At 43.0% G+C, this 19469-nt stretch carries 17 protein-coding genes, 1 tRNA gene, 1 other RNA gene and 3 pseudogenes; 14 read left to right on the top strand and 8 right to left on the bottom strand.

The window, feature by feature from the left end; genetic code table 11:
- The first annotated feature begins 11 nt into the window (after nt 1-11).
- Together O3651_RS03445 and O3651_RS03440 are read left to right on the top strand one after the other, a co-directional pair.
- Nucleotides 12-548: a 5-formyltetrahydrofolate cyclo-ligase gene (locus tag O3651_RS03445; protein WP_371609575.1), complete on the top strand. Its 537-nt coding sequence runs from the start codon at nt 12-14 to the stop codon at nt 546-548.
- Nucleotides 532-1215, top strand: a complete 684-nt coding sequence (locus O3651_RS03440; RefSeq protein WP_371609574.1) for a rhomboid family intramembrane serine protease — start codon at nt 532-534, stop codon at nt 1213-1215. Before O3651_RS03445 ends, O3651_RS03440 begins: the two co-directional genes overlap by 17 nt.
- A 291-nt stretch (nt 1216-1506) precedes the next feature.
- Here O3651_RS03440 and galU read toward each other — a convergent pair whose 3' ends face one another.
- Together galU and O3651_RS03430 are read right to left on the bottom strand one after the other, a co-directional pair.
- On the bottom strand, nt 1507-2409 hold the full coding sequence (gene galU / locus O3651_RS03435) for a UTP--glucose-1-phosphate uridylyltransferase GalU (protein WP_125387238.1): 903 nt from the start codon (nt 2407-2409) through the stop codon (nt 1507-1509).
- A gap of 29 nt (nt 2410-2438) precedes the next feature.
- Nucleotides 2439-3455: an NAD(P)H-dependent glycerol-3-phosphate dehydrogenase gene (locus tag O3651_RS03430; protein ID WP_371609573.1), complete on the bottom strand. Its 1017-nt coding sequence runs from the start codon at nt 3453-3455 to the stop codon at nt 2439-2441.
- A 158-nt stretch (nt 3456-3613) separates the two neighbouring features.
- On the opposite strand from O3651_RS03430, the gene O3651_RS03425 reads away from it, so the two are divergent.
- From O3651_RS03425 to groL, 5 genes and pseudogenes are all read left to right on the top strand, one after another.
- Entirely contained in the window at nt 3614-5320 is a 1707-nt protein-coding gene (locus O3651_RS03425; RefSeq protein WP_371609572.1) for an ABC transporter ATP-binding protein, read from the top strand.
- Nucleotide 5321: 1 nt separating this feature from the next.
- On the top strand, nt 5322-7100 hold the full coding sequence (locus O3651_RS03420; protein ID WP_371609571.1) for an ABC transporter ATP-binding protein: 1779 nt from the start codon (nt 5322-5324) through the stop codon (nt 7098-7100).
- Between the two features lie 56 nt (nt 7101-7156).
- A pseudogene (locus O3651_RS03415) lies at nt 7157-7339 on the top strand (DUF202 domain-containing protein); the annotation flags it as partial.
- A gap of 143 nt (nt 7340-7482) precedes the next feature.
- Nucleotides 7483-7764, top strand: a complete 282-nt coding sequence (gene groES / locus O3651_RS03410; RefSeq protein WP_371609570.1) for a co-chaperone GroES — start codon at nt 7483-7485, stop codon at nt 7762-7764.
- 23 nt (nt 7765-7787) lie between these two features.
- Nucleotides 7788-9410, top strand: a complete 1623-nt coding sequence (groL, locus tag O3651_RS03405) for a chaperonin GroEL (protein WP_005591590.1) — start codon at nt 7788-7790, stop codon at nt 9408-9410.
- Nucleotides 9411-9904: 494 nt separating this feature from the next.
- On the opposite strand, the pseudogene O3651_RS03400 reads toward groL, so the two are convergent.
- The 3 genes and pseudogenes from O3651_RS03400 to O3651_RS03390 all read right to left on the bottom strand — a co-directional run bounded on the left by O3651_RS03400 (nt 9905) and on the right by O3651_RS03390 (nt 12775).
- Nucleotides 9905-11055: pseudogene (locus O3651_RS03400) on the bottom strand (low temperature requirement protein A).
- A gap of 214 nt (nt 11056-11269) precedes the next feature.
- Nucleotides 11270-11686, bottom strand: coding sequence for a helix-turn-helix domain-containing protein (locus O3651_RS03395; protein ID WP_071788307.1), 417 nt, complete (start codon nt 11684-11686; stop codon nt 11270-11272).
- 573 nt (nt 11687-12259) lie between these two features.
- Nucleotides 12260-12775, bottom strand: a complete 516-nt coding sequence (locus O3651_RS03390; RefSeq protein ID WP_106387979.1) for a DUF308 domain-containing protein — start codon at nt 12773-12775, stop codon at nt 12260-12262.
- Between the two features lie 133 nt (nt 12776-12908).
- Here O3651_RS03390 and O3651_RS03385 point away from each other — a divergent pair.
- Nucleotides 12909-13586 (top strand): annotated as a pseudogene (locus tag O3651_RS03385) (site-specific integrase); the annotation flags it as partial.
- An 86-nt stretch (nt 13587-13672) separates the two neighbouring features.
- Here the strand turns inward: O3651_RS03385 and O3651_RS03380 are convergent.
- The 3 genes from O3651_RS03380 to O3651_RS03370 form a co-directional block, all read right to left on the bottom strand.
- Nucleotides 13673-13745, bottom strand: a tRNA-Lys gene (locus O3651_RS03380).
- A gap of 4 nt (nt 13746-13749) precedes the next feature.
- A non-coding RNA gene (gene ssrS / locus O3651_RS03375) (6S RNA) lies at nt 13750-13943 on the bottom strand.
- A gap of 67 nt (nt 13944-14010) precedes the next feature.
- Nucleotides 14011-15279 carry a replication-associated recombination protein A gene (locus O3651_RS03370; protein WP_371609569.1) on the bottom strand — a complete coding sequence of 423 codons (1269 nt, stop codon included), beginning with the start codon at nt 15277-15279 and terminating at the stop codon, nt 14011-14013.
- Nucleotides 15280-15366: 87 nt separating this feature from the next.
- Between O3651_RS03370 and O3651_RS03365 the strand changes: the two genes are divergently transcribed.
- The 6 genes from O3651_RS03365 (at nt 15367) to O3651_RS03340 (ending at nt 19466) form a co-directional block, all read left to right on the top strand.
- Complete coding sequence (locus tag O3651_RS03365; protein WP_002910801.1) at nt 15367-15837, top strand: DUF3013 family protein; 471 nt, start codon at nt 15367-15369, stop codon at nt 15835-15837.
- Between the two features lie 9 nt (nt 15838-15846).
- The gene (locus O3651_RS03360; RefSeq protein WP_371609568.1) at nt 15847-16299 is read left to right on the top strand and encodes an NUDIX hydrolase; all 453 of its coding nucleotides are present in this window, start codon (nt 15847-15849) and stop codon (nt 16297-16299) included.
- Complete coding sequence (locus tag O3651_RS03355) at nt 16296-16766, top strand: GNAT family N-acetyltransferase (protein ID WP_371609567.1); 471 nt, start codon at nt 16296-16298, stop codon at nt 16764-16766. Before O3651_RS03360 ends, O3651_RS03355 begins: the two co-directional genes overlap by 4 nt.
- 143 nt (nt 16767-16909) lie before the next feature.
- Nucleotides 16910-17863: a 50S ribosomal protein L11 methyltransferase gene (prmA, locus tag O3651_RS03350; protein ID WP_371609566.1), complete on the top strand. Its 954-nt coding sequence runs from the start codon at nt 16910-16912 to the stop codon at nt 17861-17863.
- On the top strand, nt 17864-18607 hold the full coding sequence (locus O3651_RS03345) for a 16S rRNA (uracil(1498)-N(3))-methyltransferase (protein ID WP_005591600.1): 744 nt from the start codon (nt 17864-17866) through the stop codon (nt 18605-18607).
- A 169-nt stretch (nt 18608-18776) separates the two neighbouring features.
- A complete protein-coding gene (locus O3651_RS03340) occupies nt 18777-19466 on the top strand; it encodes a gamma-glutamyl-gamma-aminobutyrate hydrolase family protein (RefSeq protein ID WP_005591601.1) in 690 nt (229 codons plus the stop codon).
- Nucleotides 19467-19469 lie beyond the last annotated feature (3 nt).

Raw genomic sequence — 19469 nt, 5'->3', positions numbered from 1 at the left:
GGGTGAGCTGCATGAAAAAAGAACTACGACAAACTGTACTAAAGCAAATGAAGAAACTGTCGGGAAAAGAAAAAGAGCAGGCGGATAGCTGGCTGACCCAGCACTTGCTCAGTTCAGGAGCTTATCAAGAAGCTCAGGTTATCGCTACCTATCTTTCCATGCCGCATGAAGTCTCAACTGCATCCTTTATCAAGCAGGCTCAGTTGGATGGTAAGCGGGTTTTGGTGCCTAAGACCTATGGCCAGGGTCGGATGATATTTGTGGACTATGATGAAAGCCGCCTGCAAAAGAGCTCTTTTGGTCTTATGGAGCCAACGAGCGAAGAGGCTGTAGATAAGACAGAAATTGATCTGATTCATGTGCCGGGTGTGGTCTTCAGTTCTCAAGGCTTTCGGATCGGTTACGGAGGCGGCTACTATGACCGCTATCTGGCTGATTTTGCAGGAGCATCCATCAGCACTATTTATGCTGTCCAACAGGCAGAATTTTTACCAGCTCAACATGATGTTGCGGTAAAGGAGTTACTTATTTATGAAGCAAATCTTTGATAGAGACTATCCTGTGACAAGCATCCTGCTTATCCTAACGAGCCTTGTTTTTGCCTTGATGTTTCTTTCCTACGGTTTTCAATACAGCAGTTCCGAAGCCTTGTATCACTTTGGAGCCGTGCACGGTTATACGATTCAAGCGCTGCCGGAGCAGTTTTGGCGGGTTTTTGCTGCTATTTTTATCCATATTGGCTTGGAGCATTTTGTGGTCAATATGCTGACCCTCTACTTCCTTGGTCGGCAGATTGAAGCTATCTTTGGCTCATGGAAATTTTTGATCCTCTACCTGATGTCAGGCATGATGGGGAATTTATTTGTGGTCTATTTTTCACCCAATAGCCTGGCAGCCGGGGCGTCTACTGCTCTTTTCGGCCTTTTTGCTTCCGTTGTTGTGCTTCGTTATGCTACGCGAAACTACTATCTGCAGCAGCTGGGTCAGTCCTATATGAGCCTACTGGCTGTCAATCTGGTCATGAGTTTTTTACCGGGAATTAGTCTTGCAGGCCACTTGGGTGGTCTAGTCGGTGGAGCTTTAGGAGCTGTGATCTTACCAGTTTCAGGAGAGCGCTACGCTTTTAGCAAGTCTCAACGCTTTTTAGCACTGGCAGCCTACCTTGGATTAGCAGCTATTTTGATTTTTCTGACTTTTCAACGACCAATTTTTTGAGAAATGAACTCAATACCGCTTTTTAAAGTGGTATTCCAAAATGTTGCCAACCTCTGTCAGCAATTTTTCTATTGCTGATAGAGGTTGATTACCATATAGTGAAAACTCTTAGAGATGTCGATGTGATATTATTTTTAAGAGTTTTTTTACTTTATCCAGCAAAAGAAAAAGATTGAAGAAATTGTCCAAAATGGACTTTTTCTTCAATCTAACACCTAGTAAATCTAGGTGTTTTTTCTGTATAGTGTTAAAAGCTGATGCATCAGCTAATCTATTGCTTGTGCACTTCTATTATTTCTTCGTTTTCTTATCTAATTTTTTGCCTAAATCGATAATGTATTGCTTCAAATCATCCTTAACCTGAGGGTGTTTGAGGGCGTAATCGATAGAAGTTTTCATGAAGCCAAACTTGTCGCCGACATCATAGCGGTCGCCTTTGAATTCACGGGCAAAGACGCGCTGAGTTTTGTTGAGGGTATCGATGGCATCAGTCAGTTGAATTTCATTGCCCGCACCAGGAGTTTGTTTCTCCAAGATTTCAAAAATTTCTGGTGTTAGCAGGTAGCGTCCGATAATCGCCAAATCACTTGGCGCATCCTCTGGTGCTGGTTTTTCAACAAATTTTTCAACGCTGTAGAGGCCATTGACGCCTTCGCCTTGAGGTGCAATAACGCCATAAGCAGAGACTTCTTCGTGAGGAACCTGCATAACTGCAATGGTAGATGCGTGGGTTGCTGCGTAGTCATCCATGAGTTGTTTGGTGAGTGGCACTGCCTTGTCATTGGTAATGTCCATCAAATCATCACCTAGCATGACCACAAAAGGTTCATTTCCGACGAAGGCCTTGGCTTGAAGTACGGCGTCCCCGAGTCCACGTGGGTGACTCTGACGGATGAAATGCAAGCCAATACCAGTGGTCTCATCCACCAACTTGAGCAAGTCGTTCTTGCCCTTTTCCTTGAGGTTGTATTCTAGTTCAAAGTTGGAGTCAAAGTGGTCCTCGATGGAGCGTTTTGACTTCCCTGTGACAACCAAAATGTCTTTGATTCCAGATTTAAGAGCTTCTTCGACGATAAACTGAATAGTTGGTTTGTCAACGATTGGCAGCATTTCCTTGGCCAGTGCCTTAGTGGCTGGCAAGAAGCGGGTTCCGAGACCGGCTGCAGGGATGATTGCTTTTCTGACTTTTGACATAAAATTCTCCTTTAAAAAAATATTGTAAATTAAGACCACTCATTTTCAGCTTTGAATTCATTATTCATCATATCATGAATGGCATCTTTGATATCATGGCCGTCGTAGATGACCTTGTAAATGGCTTGGGTAATTGGCATATAGACACCGAGCTCCTGAGCCAGTTCGTAGGCTGCCTTGGTGGTAGAGATTCCTTCGATAACCATACCCATATTGGCTTCAATATCAGCCAGTTTTTCGCCGCGACCCAGTGCATCGCCGGCCCGCCAGTTGCGAGAGTGGACAGAAGTTCCTGTGACAATCAAGTCGCCGACACCAGAAAGACCGCTGTAAGTCAGAGGGCTGGCTCCAAGTTTGACACCCAGTCGGGTAATTTCAGCCAGTCCGCGTGTGATGATGGCAGCTTTGGCATTGTCACCATAACCCAGTCCATGGAGAGCTCCAGCTCCGACTGCGATGATGTTTTTCAGAGCACCTGCTGTCTCCACTCCAACGACATCAGTATTGGTGTAGAGGCGGAAATAGTGGTTGCTGAAGAGTTCCTGCACATACTTAGCGGTTTCGAGGTCCTTAGATGCTGCGGTAATCAGGGTAATGTCGCGAACGATAGTTTCTTCAGCATGGCTAGGTCCTGAAACAACGACAATCTCGCTACGCAAGTCTGCAGGGATTTCTTCTTCCAGAATAGTCGAAATCCGTTTGTGGCTGTTAGGCTCTAATCCCTTGGATGCGTGCATGATTTTTACCTTGTGATCCAAGGTTTGCGCAACTTGTTTGGCTACCAGACGAGTCACCTTGGTCGGTACGACAAAAAGCACAGCATCGACGTTTTCTAGAGCATAGTTCAAGTCATGATAAGCCTTAATTTCCTCGCTTAGAACCACATCTTTGAAATAGCGTTTGTTTGTATGTTGGTGATTGATTTCGTCAATCTGCTCTGCAATATTGCCCCAAATTCGGACTTCATGGCCATTATCATTGAGGACTTGCGACAGAGCCGTTCCCCACGAACCAGGACCAATCACAGCAATTCGTTGTTTATCCATCTTTTCTCCTTGTACGAGACCCACAAAAGGACTCACTTGCTTTTAGAGTTATTTATTATATTGTACCATATAATAACTGAAATTTCTTACTTGACATTGTTTTTATCTATGATATAGTAAGGAAGCTAAACAAAGTTAAAAATCTACGAGGAGGAATTATGTTCAGAAAAGCTTTATCAGCCTATAAATTATTTATCTTTCTATCTCTTCTTATGACATCGCTGATGCTAGCTAGCTCGCTGTTGCAGCCCCTGTATCTCAAAGATGTCTTGAATGCTCTTTTGTCAGGAAACCGGGAAGAAATCTATCGTTTGGGGGCTTGGTTGCTGGGTTTTGGTCTGGTTGGCCTGCTTGCTGGCGGGGCAAATGTGACCCTGGCAGCCTATATTGCGCAAGGTGTGTCGTCGGATTTACGGGAAAAAACCTTTCGGAAAATCCAGACCTTCTCTTATGCCAATATTGAACAGTTCAATGCGGGGAATCTCGTCGTCCGCATGACCAATGACATCAACCAAGTACAAAATTTGGTCATGATGATGTTTCAGATTTTATTCCGCCTACCTATTTTATTTTTAGGTTCCTTTATTTTGGCGGTGGTGACCATTCCTTCCTTGTGGTGGGTCATTGTCTTGATGGTCTTTTTGGTCTTCTTTTTGACAGGAGTGATGATGGGCTTGATGGGTCCACGCTTTGCCAAATTCCAAGTTCTCTTAGAAAAGATCAATTCGATTGCCAAAGAAAATCTGCGTGGCGTCCGTGTCGTCAAATCTTTCGTGCAGGAGAGAGAGCAGTATCAGAAGTTTACGCAAGTTTCAGATGAACTTCTAGAGCAAAATCTCTTTATTGGCTATGCCTTTTCGATCGTTCAACCAATGATGATGATCGTCGGCTATGGGGCTGTCTATCTGACCATGTGGCTCTTGTCTAGCATGATACAGATGGATCCAGGCTTGGTTAGCTCGATTGTTTCTTTCATTTCTTACTTGAATCAAATAATGTTTACTATTATCATGGTTGGCTTTTTGGGCAATACCGTTACACGTGCTATGGTATCGATTCGGCGGATCAAGGAGGTCTTGGATACAGAGCCAGCGATGACCTTCAAGAATGAAGCTGAAGAAGATTTGGAAGGTAGTCTGGTCTTTGACCATGTGACCTTTACCTACCCGACAGATACAGAGCCTATGCTCAAGGATATTAGCTTTGAAGTCAAATCGGGAGAGATGATTGGTGTTGTCGGAGCGACGGGAGCAGGGAAATCAACTCTGGCCCAGCTCATTCCACGTCTTTTTGATCCTCAGGAAGGCTCCATCAAAATTGGTGGCAAAGACCTGCGAGATATTAGTGAAGCTTCGCTGAGAAAAAATGTCTCCATCGTTCTGCAAAAAGCTATTTTATTTAAGGGGACGATTGCGGACAATCTGCGTCAAGGAAAGCAAAATGCTAGCTTGCCAGAATTAGAACAGGCGGCGCGCATTGCTCAGGCAAGCGAGTTTATCAATCGCATGGAAGACACCTACAACAGCCAAGTCGAAGAACGGGGAAATAATTTCTCTGGCGGACAAAAGCAAAGAATGTCCATCGCGCGTGGTGTTGTCAGCAATCCTAATATTCTTATCCTAGATGACTCGACTTCAGCTCTGGATGCCAAGTCCGAAAAACTGGTTCAGGAGGCGCTGAACAAGGATTTGAAGGGAACCACAACTATTATTATTGCCCAGAAGATTAGCTCCGTTGTTCATGCGGACAAGATTTTGGTGCTAGATCAAGGACGCTTGATTGGGCAGGGTAGACACGCAGACTTGGTTGCTACAAATGATGTCTACCGAGAAATTTATGAGACACAAAAAGGAAAGGAGGACTAATATGAAGACAGCAAAATTTTTCTGGCAATATTTCAAGCAGTATAAACTGGCCTTTTTGGTCGTCATGATTATGATTGTCATCTCGACGGTTTTACAGGTTCTCTTTCCGATTTTTACAGGTCTCGCCATCAGTGAGCTGGTGGAGTTGGGGAGTGCTTTTGCGAGTGGCAAGCTTGCTTCAGGTGATGTTTCAGCCTTTGCTGCTTTTCAAGGAATCATGTGGAATTTAGCGTTGGCTTTCATCTTCCTTTCGCTATCGAGCTTGATTTACATGCTGCTGATGAGTCGGATCATTTCCTATTCAACCAATGAAATGCGCAAGGGGCTCTTTGGAAAATTAGCTCGCTTGACCGTTTCCTTCTTTGACCGCCATCAAGATGGAGATATCTTGTCGCGTTTTACCAGCGATTTGGATAATATCTTGCAGGCTTTCAACGAGAGCCTAGTCCAAGTGATGAGCAATATTGCTCTCTACATCGGTCTGATTATCATCATGTTTATGCGGCATGCGACCTTGGCTTGGGTGACGATTGCCAGTACGCCAGTAGCCATCATTGTCTTGGTGTCTATCGTCAAGCTGGCTCGCAAGTACACAGACTTGCAGCAAAAAGAAGTTGGTCAGCTCAATGCTTATATGGATGAGACGATTTCCGGCCAGAAGGCAGTTATTGTGCAGGGAATGCAGGAAGAAGTCATCAAAGGCTTTGTCCAGCAAAATGATAAGGTTCGGTCAGCTACTTTCAAAGGACGTGCCTTTTCTGGCTTGCTCTTTCCTGTCATGAACGGAATGAGCCTGATCAATACGGCTATCGTGATTTTTGTGGGCTCGGCCATTATGCTCAATGATCCTAATGTGAAGACCTCAGTAGCCATTGGTCTGATTTCAACCTTTACACAGTTTTCTCAGCAGTACTATCAGCCTATCATTCAGGTTGCGGCAAGCTGGGGAAGTCTGCAGCTGGCTTTCACTGGTGCGGATCGGATTCAGGAAATGTTTGATGCGCCTGAGGAAGTGCGTCCTCAGAATGCACCAGCCTTTACCGAGCTGAGAGAAGGCGTCGAGATAAAGCATATAGATTTCTCTTATGTCGAAGGTAAGCCGATTTTGAAGGATGTTTCTATCTCAGCGCCAAAAGGTAAGATGATTGCCGTTGTAGGACCGACAGGATCAGGGAAGACGACCATCATGAACCTGATCAATCGTTTTTACGATGTGGATAAGGGCAGTATCGAATTTGACGGGCGCGATATCCGAGACTATGACTTGGATAGTTTGCGCAGTCATGTAGGTATCGTTTTGCAAGATTCTGTCTTGTTCAGCGGAACCATTCGAGACAATATCCGATTTGGAGTGCCGGATGCCAGTCAGGAGATGGTTGAAATTGCTGCGCGTGCTACCCATATTCACGAGTATATTGAAAGCTTGCCTGATAAATACGACACAATCGTAGATGATGATCAAAACATCTTTTCAACAGGTCAAAAGCAATTGATTTCGATTGCTCGAACCCTTTTGACCGATCCTCAAGTGCTGATCTTGGATGAGGCCACCTCCAACGTTGATACGGTAACCGAGAGCAAGATCCAGAGCGCGATGGAGGCCATTGTGGCAGGACGGACCAGCTTTGTCATCGCTCACCGCTTAAAGACCATATTGAATGCGGACCAGATTATTGTCTTAAAAGATGGGGAAGTCATTGAAAGAGGCGATCATCATGAATTGCTGCATCTAGGTGGCTTCTATTCTGAGCTCTACCACAATCAATTTGTATTTGAATAAATGTTTACAGAAACGGAGGTATCCATGAGGATATCTTCGTTTGTTGAAAGGAAGTAATCAGTTTTGTCCTGATCTATCTCTTTCATCGAACTAATCTGCTTCTGTTCATCGTAGGAGTCATCTTAGCTGTTTTGGGAATTCTTGTCATGCTGGTCTTTGGCTATGGCATCTACAAGGGTAGACTAAATTTGCAAAAGGTTATTGATGATTTTGAAGAGAAACTGAAGTTAGCTCAATAAGGTTTCCATTTAACTTTCCCCCAAAAACTTTGTCATTCGGCAAAGTTTTTTCTTGACTATTTCTGACCAAGTGATACAATATTAACTATAGATTAGCACTCGATGTCATAGAGTGCTAAAATTCAATCTTTGGAGGAATAAAGATGTTAAAACCATTAGGTGACCGTGTGGTCTTAAAAGTAGAAGAAAAAGAACAGAAAGTTGGAGGCTTTGTCATTGCTGGTGCAGGACAAGACGCGACAAAAGAAGCAAAAGTCATCGCAGTTGGCCAAGGAATCCGTACGCTCAACGGAGAGCTGGTCGCGCCAAGTGTCAAGCTAGGTGATAAGGTTTTAGTTGAAAGCCATGCTGGCGTTGAAGTCAAAGATCAGGATGAGAAATTCTTGGTTGTTGGAGAAGCAAGCATTCTTGCAATTGTGGAGTAAAAATCTAAGAAAGAGGTTTAAAAATGGCAAAAGATATTAAATTTTCATCAGATGCACGTAGTGCAATGGTTCGTGGTGTGGATATTCTAGCAGATACTGTCAAGGTGACTTTGGGCCCTAAAGGTCGCAATGTCGTTTTGGAAAAATCTTTTGGTTCACCCCTTATCACCAATGACGGTGTGACCATTGCCAAGGAAATCGAGCTGGAAGACCATTTTGAAAATATGGGCGCTAAGCTGGTGTCAGAAGTTGCTTCGAAGACCAACGATATCGCTGGTGACGGAACAACGACTGCTACTGTATTGACGCAAGCTATCGTCCGCGAAGGGATTAAAAATGTTACAGCTGGTGCTAACCCAATCGGTATCCGCCGCGGGATTGAAGCAGCAGTTGCGACTGCTGTCAGCGCGCTGAAAGAAACTGCGATTCCAGTTTCTAACAAAGAAGCAATTGCTCAGGTTGCTGCCGTGTCTTCTCGTAGCGAAAAAGTCGGCGAGTACATTTCTGAAGCTATGGAAAAAGTTGGCAACGATGGCGTTATCACTATCGAAGAGTCCAAGGGTATGGAAACAGAGCTGGATGTCGTAGAAGGAATGCAGTTTGACCGTGGCTACCTGTCTCAATACATGGTGACAGATAGTGAAAAAATGGTGGCTGATCTGGACAACCCTTATATCTTGATTACAGACAAGAAAATTTCTAACATTCAAGAGATTCTGCCATTGTTGGAAAGTATTTTGAAAACCAACCGTCCGCTTTTGATCATTGCAGATGATGTGGATGGTGAAGCTCTGCCAACATTGGTTCTTAACAAGATTCGTGGTACCTTTAATGTAGTGGCTGTTAAAGCGCCAGGTTTCGGTGACCGTCGAAAGGCTATGTTGGAAGACATTGCAATCTTGACTGGTGGTACAGTGATTACAGAAGACCTTGGTCTGGAGCTCAAAGATGCGACCATTGAAGCGCTTGGACAAGCTTCTAAAGTAACTGTTGACAAGGATAGCACTGTGATTGTGGAAGGCTCTGGTAATCCAGAAGCTATTGCCAATCGTGTGGCCGTTATCAAATCTCAAATCGAAAGTACAACTTCTGAGTTTGATAAAGAAAAGCTACAAGAACGTCTGGCTAAATTGTCCGGTGGTGTGGCGGTGATTAAGGTCGGTGCGGCAACCGAAACCGAACTTAAAGAAATGAAACTCCGCATCGAAGATGCCCTTAACGCGACTCGTGCCGCAGTAGAAGAAGGAATCGTGTCAGGTGGTGGTACAGCCTTTGTTAGCGTATTGGATGCAGTAGCTGCTCTCGAATTAACAGGTGATGAAGCAACAGGTCGTAACATCGTCCTCCGTGCCTTGGAAGAGCCTGTCCGTCAAATCGCTTTGAATGCAGGATTTGAAGGCTCTATCATCATTGACCGCCTGAAAAACTCTGAAGCAGGTACAGGCTTTAATGCTGCGACTGGCGAATGGGTGAACATGATTGAAGCTGGAATCATTGACCCAGTTAAGGTAACGCGCTCAGCCCTGCAAAATGCCGCTTCAGTTGCTAGCTTGATTTTGACAACAGAAGCTGTTGTGGCTAATAAGCCAGAACCTGCGCCAGCAGCACCAGCTATGGACCCAAGTATGATGGGCGGCATGATGTAAGGCACATCAAAGAAAGTACAACTTTTTTGAAATCAATAAAGTAAAAAAGACTTCAAACTATTGATCAAAAACAATGGTTTGAAGCCTTTTTATTGTGCTATTAATGAGACAAAAACTTGTAAAATAATGAAAAAGCCTTAGATTCCAAGGCTTTTTAGTCATACTTTCTATGCCCCCTGCATGAATTTGTAAGAACTTTTCATATTGAAAATAAACAAAAATGTTGAAATATAGCTGATTTTAGGGAAATACTTTTAGGTATTTTCAATGTCAGGATTTAAAAATGGGGCAAAAGTGGGGCAAAAACAAATTAACGAAAAAAATATCGAGTTCGTGCATCAAGTAAATGATAAATTGCAAGAATAAGTGCAACATTTACTCGAACTCATCCTCTAGAGCTTCACTAGCAGTTCTGTAAGCTAAACATTTTCGTGGTCGGTGATTGATATCATATAAAGCCTTGGTTCCCAAAGCTTTTTAATGTTATAAACTCATTAAAATAACCCCCAGTTAGATTTGGAATATTTTTTATTCTGTGTCACATAAAAATAAATAAAATGAATGGCTATAGCTAGAGCTAAAATGGTTGTTATACTCACTACTATTATAGGATTAGAAGCAAAGATTAAAGAGAGAATCAAGGCAGCCAGATAGAGTGTCGCTTGGACACAGTAGTAACTTTTCGAATAGCGAAGATAGTGTTTGTTACAGGGCCCATTTACTAGGACAGCAACTTGGAAGAGGCCAAATCCGATATAAGAGAAGATGGTTGCAAAGAGACGATTAGCTTCAGGATTCTGAAGAAAACTCATCGATACAGTCATCATAATAAGTCCAATGAAAATAGGATAGTGACTGTAAATTAGAAATAGTCCCTTTTGATTAGATTTTTCATCAATAGCATGGTCAAATTCACCAAAATAAAATAGGAACAGAGAAAGCATAATAATGAAATAAAGAACCGAATAAATCGAGAAATTCTCGATTGTAAAGAAGTTAGCTAGCTCCATAATCATCTCTCCAAACGTAATAATGACAAGAAGGGAGATGCGCTCGATTAAATGGGGGAGATTTACCTGGTAATGCTTATCTTTACTAAGCAAGATAATTGGCATAATAAATGTTAGCAGAATACTAGCAAAGAAGATATAGACTCTAACGTAATAGGAAGAGGAAGAAGAGCTGCTAGATAGACTCCTAAACTTCCTAGACCTGTTATCCATAGAAAACCTTTGATACTTTTCCGTTCAACATTATCGGTTGATTTTCTAAAAAATTCAACCAAATATTGTAAAAATAAGGTAAAGGTTAATGTACCAACAGCCCAACAAAGATAATGAAAATATTGTTGCCAATCAGGTCCAATCATATTGGCTATAAAGAGTAAAAGTCCCATTTTGATAAACATGATTACCATGTTAAATAAAGAGTTCTTTCCATAGCGATTGGTATAAACGGTTTGAATCATCCATGAATCAGTGAGAACCAAAACAGCCATGAAAAAATCAAGGAAAGAATTCCAAGTCAAAATACCGTTATGAAGATGCTCAATTAAAGTAGTTGCTTTTGAAATTGCAAAAACAAAAACTAGGTCATAAAAAAGTTCTGAAAATTCTACACGTTTATGTTTAATAAGAGTTGTCATCTTAAGTCCTTTCTATTCTAGAAGTACAATTTATTATAACAGAAAATGGTAATGAGAGAAAAGGAGATGCTTAAATAACTTCATGTGACGCGAATTGTCAAAACCTTGGAGCACATTTACCTCATGTACCAACTCACAGGCAGAGTGTTTGATGATTGATAATGAAGAATAAGATTTTACAATAGAAAAGCGAGGATATCCTCGCTTTTTTTATTTAATCTAATAGCTCCTTATTTTCAATTAAGAGCTCTAGTGGAGATTTATCTCTTGCTTCAATAAAACCAGGTTCATATTGGGTATGAAGTGTTCTTTTCTGAGAAGTTGGATCAATATACAACTCTTTTCCATCTTCTGTGTATAGTTGGTTGCCTCTTGTTAGGTAAAGTAAATCCTCTAAGTACTGTCCATCAGTATGTAGGAAATGCTCGATGTATTTGACAGCTTTTAAGATTTCACTTACTTTATCAGAGTATTCATTAGATTCAAGAACACTCTTTTCTAACTCAATCTCTTTACTCGTTCCAAAGAGTTGGGTTGGAGTTGCATTAAAATATTCTGCTATCTTATCCAAATTTGCAAAGGTAGGATAGCTTTTTTGTTTTTCGTAATCAGAGATGGACTGTTTACCGATTCCTAATTACCTCAGTCTCTTCAGTCTGTTAATTTTTTTTCGAAAATTTCTCTCATTAGTTAAATTAAATGGTTCTTTTCAATTAAGTTTTAACTTCTATCTGGTAAGTAAAAGGAAAAATAATACCCGTGGTGCTAGTTAAACTCAAAATACAAGAAAAGCCTAAAAGGACTATACTGTAAGTGACAAAACAAAACAGGAGGATAGTCCAAATGAGCCACTTACATTAGTCCTGTGAAATACAGAACTAAATCCTTCACTTAAATTACTTGTCTAACTTTTTGGGGTCAGTACAAACAGTGCTTTTTTTGTTGAAATCGCAAAGAATCTAAGCTTTCTTTTTGCAGATAACATTCGCTCTTTTATTTTCGGTATGATTGAGTCGATGCCCCGTTCTCGACCGGTTATTATTGCAACTTATCGAATGCTAGAGCACTATGCCATCACTTTTTGGAAGAATACTTGGAGCAATTCTACGCAGAATGGAATGCGAAAAAGTGATAATTAAAGAGACAAAAAAGCTGAGAATATGATTTCCCAGCTTTTTTGAATGCGATAGAAATAGCAACTAGACTATTTACGAAAGACCTCAATAATGTAGGTGAAGCCAGTAACTAAAAATGAAAAGGCAATGACATAAACGACAAAGACACCTGTAGCCACTGGATTGAACAGAATCACTAGACCTAGTAAAAATTCAAGCAAGGCTACCCACATGATATTGCTACCAATAATAGGGAAAATCAATCCTAGACGATTGCCTTTAAAGAAAGCAATAATGGCTTCTACAATTAACCAAATTCCTACAATGGTCGGAATGACGACCGGCAGGGTCACAAAGCCATAAGCAACGAGGTAAAGAGCTAAGAGAAGACTAACAAATCCTTGGAAAAGATAAACAGGTGAGCGAAGCTCTTTTGGTGCAGAGAAATAGCCTAAAATAGCTGCTATAGAAGAAACCAGTAAACCAAATGAAATCCACCAGCTGTAAGCAACAAGATTAGCTACTGGGTTTGTAAATAGGAAAAGTCCTAAAAGGACAAAAACAACTCCTGCAAGGAATAGCAGTAAACGATTAGAAAATTTCATTTCAATACCCCCTATATAGTATAGTTTTCTAATAAAACTATTGTACTTATTTTTATAGAAAATGTCAATAAAATAAATAAACAATTTGGAAGTTTCAGTCTGACTTACAAAAAGAAAATCGCCCTCATACAGCAAATTATTTTCATCCAAAGAACAACAGATGACAGAAGAGAAATATTTACATACAGAAAAGGACTATCTGGATTTACTTTTAGCAGTAAAGAGAAAATTTGATTACCAACGTTCAATTGTTCCTTATATTGTCTATTTTCTATTAAAAACAGGCATGAGGTTTGGAGAGTTAATAGCGTTAACTTGGAATGAAGTTGACTTTGACAGAGGACTGCTAAAAACATATAGGAGGTTTAATACCCTTTCTCATAAATTTGTCCCTCCAAAAAATAAAACGTCTATTCGGATGGTACCGATAGACGAAGAATGTATTAAGATATTACAAGTCCTAAAAATTGAACAGGAGAAGGCTAATAAAGAGCTAGGAATCAAGAATAGGTATAAAATGATTTTTCAGCATTATGGATATATTCACTTGGTACCAGATATTGCAAGTGTCAATAAAGCTTTGAGTGTTCTTTTAAATGAATTAGATATTTATCCAATTATCACGACAAAAGGAGCACGTCATACCTATGGAAGCTACCTCTGGCACAAAGGATTTGACCTTGGAGTTATTGCAAAAATTCTAGGGCATAGAGATATTTCAATGTTAGTAGAAGTATATGGACACACTTTAGAAGAGAAAATTTTTGAAGAATTTAATCAAATTAGAGATGTTTGGAAAGATTGCTCATAAAAAAATGTGGGGCAGAAAGTGGGGCAAAATGATTTCAGAGCAAGCAAAAAAGCCTACAGAGTAGGCTTTCTTAGTCATACTTTCTATGCCCCCTGCAGGGCTCGAACCTGCGACCCATAGATTAAGAGTCTACTGCTCTACCAACTGAGCTAAGGAGGCAAGAGAAAAAGCTGTATTGGTGCCGGACCTTCACGATTTGTATTGAACCCGCGCAATTAAGCAGGTGGGCAACTCGCTCTAACTGAAGCTGCTTCCGCGTGACACGGCTTGCACGCTGTTAGAAGTCTTTTGTTTCCCTAATAATACAAAAAATAGTCGGTCAACACTTAAGTGTGAAGTCGTACACCACAGCGTTTCTATAATTATAATACCATAAATTTTGAAAAATTCAAGAGAAAAATGTGATTTTTTGCAAACGATGCCATCATTTTTTTAAGTCATCGATCTTATTCTTGGTCAATCCCAGGGCTCGCTCGTATTTGCCATTTTCATTGGGAGTGAAATAATTGGCGTCTTTTATCTTGTCAGGTAGATAGTCTTGCTTGACCCAATTTCCAGGATAGGAGTGAGGGTAGAGATAGTCCTGTGCGTTGCCCAATTCTTTGCTTCCTGCGTAGTGGCCGTCTCGTAAGTGGCGTGGGATGGGCAGATTTCCATTCTTTCTGAGGTCGGCTAAAGCCTTGTCCATAGCCACATAGGCTGAGTTGGACTTGGGCGACAGAGCCAGATCAATAACAATATTGGCAATGAGGATACGGGCTTCAGGAAAGCCGATCCGCTGGGCTGCTTCCAGGGCTGTAACGGTATGGACTTGGGCGTCAGGATTTGCTAGGCCAATATCTTCGTAAGCGATAACGGTCAAGCGTCGAGCTAGGCTAGGCAAGTCTCCTGCCTCAACGAGGCGAGCTGCGTAGTGGAGGCTGGCATTGACATCGGAGCCACGGATGGACTTCTGCAGGGCAGAGAGGACATCGTAATGGCCGTCCCCGTCCTTATCCATGGTGATATAGCTCTTTTGCAGGCTGTTTTCCATGACATCGAGCGTGATGTGACGGATGCCCTTGCTATCTTCTGGGGTAGAGAGTACGGCTAGGTCCAGCGAGTTATAGGCGGAGCGCAGGTCTCCGTTGGTAGAGATAGCGATGAAGTCCAGAGCTTCCTTGTCTAGCTCCACTGGAAAATCAAATCCTCGTTCCTTATCTGTCAAGGCTAACTGAATAGCTGTCCGAATGTCGTCGTTGCTGAGGGGCTCAAGTTCAAATATCTGAACCCGGCTGCGAATAGCGGGTGTCACTGAGAAGAAAGGATTTTCCGTCGTCGCCCCAATCATAATGACCAGCCCGCTTTCTAATAGTGGCAGCAGAAAGTCTTGCTTGGTCTTGTCCAGACGGTGAATCTCGTCTAGCAGGAGCACCAGTCCGCCGGAAAATTTCGCTTCTTCAGCGATCTCTTGCAGGCGTTTCTTGCTATCTACGGTGGCGTTAAAGGTCCGAAAGGCAAACTTGGTTGTGCCGGCAATAGCCGAGGCGATGGAGGTTTTGCCGATGCCGGGTGGTCCATATAGAATCATCGAGGACAGGCGGTTGGCTTCAACCATGCGGCGGATGATTTTCCCGGGTCCGACCAGATGTTGCTGGCCGATGATCTGATCAATGCTGGTTGGCCGCATGCGCAGGGCGAGGTTTTCTGGCATAAGATTTCCTTTCTGCAAGTGTTTTTCTTGGCTTTTTGTGTTACTATTATAGATAGTAATATTTTATCACAATGAAAAGAGGAAATCATGGCTAAGTACGGTTTTTTAGAGATATTGGACGAGGAAATGGGGAAGAGCTTTCCTTTTGACTATGAGATAAACTGGGACAAGAAGAATCACGCAGTGGAAGTGGCCTTCCTCCTTGAGGTGCAAAATCCCGGCGGTATTGAGACGGTTGATGCTGAGGGTAATGCCTCGGCAGAGGATATTTACTTTGAGGAAGCTGTGCTTTTCTATAATCCGGTCAAGTCTCGTTTTGAGGCCGAGGACTATCTGGCTGCCCTGCCCTATGAGCCGAAGAAGGGGCTGTCAAGGGAGTTTCTGGCTTATTTCGTGGATTTCCTAACCCAAACGGCTGAGTCTGGCCTTGATGCACTCATGGACTTTTTAGCAGATCCAGAGGCAGCAGAGTTTGAGATGGCTTGGAATGCTGAGGCATTTGAAAATGGCAGAGCTGACTTGACTGAGACAGACTTTTATCCCTATCCGAGGTACTAGGAGGCGCTGATGGCGGATGCAGAAGGACTAGATTTGCTGCACACACAGATGGAATTTTCTGGCTGCAAGATTGCCTTGCTCAGTGATGACAAGCTGCTGACTATCTTGCGAGACAATATTTCATCCATCCCTTGGCCCAATATGTGGGAGCTGCCAGGCGGTGGCCGCGAGGACGAGGAGACACCTTTTGAATGCGTCCAAAGAGAAGTTTTCGAAGAGCTTGGTTTGAAGCTTGAAGAAGCGGATATTCTCTGGGCTAGGGAATATCAAGGAATGCTTGATCCAGATAAAACCTCTATTTTTATAGTGGGAACCATCACTCAGGAAGATTTTGCCAGTATCGCCTTTGGCGATGAGGGGCAGGCTTATCAGATGATGGATGTGAGCCAGTTTTTAGCAGATGAAAAGGTTATTCCGCAGCTGCAGGACAGGTTGAGCGATTATTTGGAGGTGCGAGTATGATTTATATTGAACGGGCAGGCGCTGAGGATTTAGAGACTATTATTGCCATTCAGCGAGCGAGTTTTAAGGCCGTTTATGAGAAATATCAGGATCAATATGATCCTTATCTGGAGGAGCGAGAGCGAATTCGCTGGAAGCTGGTTGAGCGGCCCAATAGTTTTTATTATTTTGTCAAAGACGACGAGAAGATTCTGGGCTTTATTCGCTTGAATACAAATGACGAACAGACAGCAGGCTGGATTGGGACAGTGGCGATTTTGCCAGAGTACCAGAATAAAGGATATGGCTCTGAGGGGCTTGGTCTGATTGAGGAGAAATTCTCCACCGTTATGAAATGGGATTTGTGTACGGTTTTCCAGGATAAAGGCATGGTAGCTTTTTATGAGAAAAACGGCTATCATCAGACTCATACGGAGCCTGAAAAAGAGGGCATGGATATGGTTTACATGACGAAGACAATAAAATAAACAAAGAAAGGATTGTTCAGTTAAATTTCTAAACTGAACCCGCCCTAAACACTGTGCTAAAAAGATAAGATTCTCTTAGACGCAAGCGTCGTCAGAGAATTTCCTATTTTGGCTTTTTGTTTTACGGGCTTGGTATTTTAATAATGGAAACTTGGCAGGAATTAACGATTGAAGTGAAGCGTGAGGCGGAGGAAGCAGCCTCTAATATTCTGATTGAGCTGGGCAGTCAGGGTGTGGCTATTGATGACAGCGCAGATTATCTAGGGCAGGTTGACCAGTATGGCGAGCTTTTTCCAGAAGTGGAGCAGAGCGAGCGGGTCAAGATTACCGGCTACTACCCAGATTCTGTGGATATAGAGGCCATTGCGGCCCAGGCCAATGAGCACCTGGCTGAGCTGGATGGATTTGGCTTGGAGACGGGAGATATTCAGCTGACTCGGCAGGAATTGGCCGAGGAAGACTGGGCGGACAATTGGAAGAAGTACTTTGAGCCGGCTCGGGTCACCCACGACTTGACCATTGTGCCATCATGGACGGAGTATGAGGCGACAGCTGGTGAGAAGATTATTAAACTGGATCCTGGCATGGCCTTTGGTACGGGTACTCACCCGACGACCAAGATGAGCCTCTTTGCTCTGGAGCAGGTTTTGCGGGGCGGAGAAACGGTGCTGGATGTAGGCACGGGCAGCGGAGTTCTCTCTATTGCTAGCTCACTCTTGGGCGCTAAGGATATCTACGCCTATGATTTAGACAAGGTGGCAGTGCGCGTGGCGCAGGAAAATATTGAGCTCAATCCTGGTATGGAGAACATTCATGTGGCGCCAGGGGATCTTCTCCGAGGTGTAGAAATCGAGGCGGACGTCATTGTTGCCAACATTTTGGCCGATATTCTCATCCATCTGACAGAGGATGCCTATCGTCTGGTCAAGGATGAGGGCTATCTGATTATGAGTGGGATTATTTCTGAGAAGTGGGAAATGGTGCGCGAGTCAGCAGAAGCAGCAGGATTTTTCTTAGAAACACATATGATTAAGGGCGAATGGAATGCCTGTGTCTTTAAGAAAACGCAGGACATTTCAGGCGTGATAGGTGGTTAGATGCAGCAGTATTTTATAAAAGGAAATCCTCAGTCTCCTCTGGTAGTCAAGGATAAGGACACGGCCAAACACATGTTTTCAGTCATGCGGCTCAAGGAGGGCGATCAAGTCACACTGGTCTTTGATGATGGCGTGAAACGACTGGCTCATGTGTTGGAACCCAGCCAGCAGAGTTTGGAAATTTTGGAGGAGCTAGCAGACAATACCGAGTTGCCGGTTCAAGTGACCATTGCTTCAGGATTTCCCAAGGGTGATAAGTTGGAATTTATCACTCAAAAGGCAACAGAGCTAGGAGCCAATGCTATCTGGGCCTTTCCAGCTGACTGGTCGGTGGCCAAGTGGGATAGCAAAAAGCTGGCCAAAAAGAGCGAAAAACTAGAGAAAATTGCTCAGGGAGCAGCAGAGCAGAGCAAGCGCAATATGATTCCTGAGGTTCGGCTCTTTGATACAAAGGCAGACTTTCTGGCGGTCTTGGCAGACTTTGACCGCATCGTCGTGGCCTATGAAGAATCGGCCAAAGAAGGAGAAACTGCAGCTCTAGTGCAGGCCGTGAAAGGTTTGGATAAGGGAGACAAACTGCTCTTCATCTTCGGACCAGAAGGTGGTCTATCGCCAGATGAAATAGTAGCCTTTGGCCAAGCAGGTGCTGTCTCCGCTGGTCTAGGTCCACGTATCCTGCGGGCTGAAACTGCTCCGCTTTATGCCTTGACGGCAGTCAGCGTCATGCTTGAATTAGAAAAATGAAATCAGCGGACTTCTGCTGATTTTTTCTTGTCTGTCGCTACTATATCTATTTTTGTGGCAAACTGTTCTTGACATAAAAAATTTTTATGGACAGCTTTAAAAAATACTATTGGACGGCGGAGAGGTGGAATGGTAAGATATTCTATATCAAGTTAAGGAGGGATCATCTATGTGCAGAACAATTGTTGGAGTGTCGGCTAATCTTTGTCCAGTGGATCAGGCGGGCAAAAACATTCATTCATCTGTATCTTGCAAATTTGCCGAAAGCATCAAGCTAGTCGGCGGTCTGCCTATGGTGATTCCTGTCGGGGATAAGAGTCTGGTCAAGGACTATATAGAAACCATTGATAAGCTGATTCTATCAGGTGGTCAAAATGTTCATCCGCAGTTTTATGGGGAAGAAAAGGCCATCGATAGCGATGATTACAATCTGGCTCGCGATGAGTTTGAGTTGGCACTCTTAAAGGAGGCTATTCGTCAGGGTAAGCCCGTCTTGGCTATCTGCCGTGGTCTGCAGCTGGTCAATGTCGCTTTTGGTGGCACGCTTAATCAGCAAATTGACAATCATTGGCAGGGGCAACCATTTGGAACTTCGCACTCCATTCGCACAGAGAAAGGCAGTGTTGTGGAGCGGTTATTTGGTCAAGCCAGCCAGATCAATTCTGTCCATCGCCAAAGCATCAAGGACTTGGCGCCTAATTTCCGAGCAACTGCCTTTGACCCAAGGGATAATACTATCGAAGCGATTGAGGCTGTGGATGGCAGTCGTATCATCGGCCTTCAGTGGCATCCAGAGTTTTTGATCAACGAAGAAAAGGGCAATTTAGAGCTATTTCAATATCTTTTGCAAGAATTATAAAAT

Origin of the sequence: Streptococcus sp. 27098_8_73, assembly GCF_041432495.1 — a bacterium.
Classification (GTDB): domain Bacteria; phylum Bacillota; class Bacilli; order Lactobacillales; family Streptococcaceae; genus Streptococcus.
Note: the sequence above shows the minus strand (reverse complement) of the source record. Positions and strands in the feature narration are given on the sequence as shown.

Excerpts from the sequence above, each read along its gene's own strand:
- O3651_RS03445 (WP_371609575.1), top strand. The coding sequence starts at position 12 with ATGAAAAAAGAACTACGACAAACTGTACTAAAGCAAATGAAGAAACTG.
- O3651_RS03440 (WP_371609574.1), top strand. The coding sequence starts at position 532 with ATGAAGCAAATCTTTGATAGAGACTATCCTGTGACAAGCATCCTGCTT.
- galU (WP_125387238.1), bottom strand. The coding sequence starts at position 2,409 with ATGTCAAAAGTCAGAAAAGCAATCATCCCTGCAGCCGGTCTCGGAACC.
- O3651_RS03430 (WP_371609573.1), bottom strand. The coding sequence starts at position 3,455 with ATGGATAAACAACGAATTGCTGTGATTGGTCCTGGTTCGTGGGGAACG.
- O3651_RS03425 (WP_371609572.1), top strand. The coding sequence starts at position 3,614 with ATGTTCAGAAAAGCTTTATCAGCCTATAAATTATTTATCTTTCTATCT.
- O3651_RS03420 (WP_371609571.1), top strand. The coding sequence starts at position 5,322 with ATGAAGACAGCAAAATTTTTCTGGCAATATTTCAAGCAGTATAAACTG.
- groES (WP_371609570.1), top strand. The coding sequence starts at position 7,483 with ATGTTAAAACCATTAGGTGACCGTGTGGTCTTAAAAGTAGAAGAAAAA.
- groL (WP_005591590.1), top strand. The coding sequence starts at position 7,788 with ATGGCAAAAGATATTAAATTTTCATCAGATGCACGTAGTGCAATGGTT.
- O3651_RS03390 (WP_106387979.1), bottom strand. The coding sequence starts at position 12,775 with ATGAAATTTTCTAATCGTTTACTGCTATTCCTTGCAGGAGTTGTTTTT.
- O3651_RS03370 (WP_371609569.1), bottom strand. The coding sequence starts at position 15,279 with ATGCCAGAAAACCTCGCCCTGCGCATGCGGCCAACCAGCATTGATCAG.
- O3651_RS03365 (WP_002910801.1), top strand. The coding sequence starts at position 15,367 with ATGGCTAAGTACGGTTTTTTAGAGATATTGGACGAGGAAATGGGGAAG.
- O3651_RS03360 (WP_371609568.1), top strand. The coding sequence starts at position 15,847 with ATGGCGGATGCAGAAGGACTAGATTTGCTGCACACACAGATGGAATTT.
- O3651_RS03355 (WP_371609567.1), top strand. The coding sequence starts at position 16,296 with ATGATTTATATTGAACGGGCAGGCGCTGAGGATTTAGAGACTATTATT.
- prmA (WP_371609566.1), top strand. The coding sequence starts at position 16,910 with ATGGAAACTTGGCAGGAATTAACGATTGAAGTGAAGCGTGAGGCGGAG.
- O3651_RS03345 (WP_005591600.1), top strand. The coding sequence starts at position 17,864 with ATGCAGCAGTATTTTATAAAAGGAAATCCTCAGTCTCCTCTGGTAGTC.
- O3651_RS03340 (WP_005591601.1), top strand. The coding sequence starts at position 18,777 with ATGTGCAGAACAATTGTTGGAGTGTCGGCTAATCTTTGTCCAGTGGAT.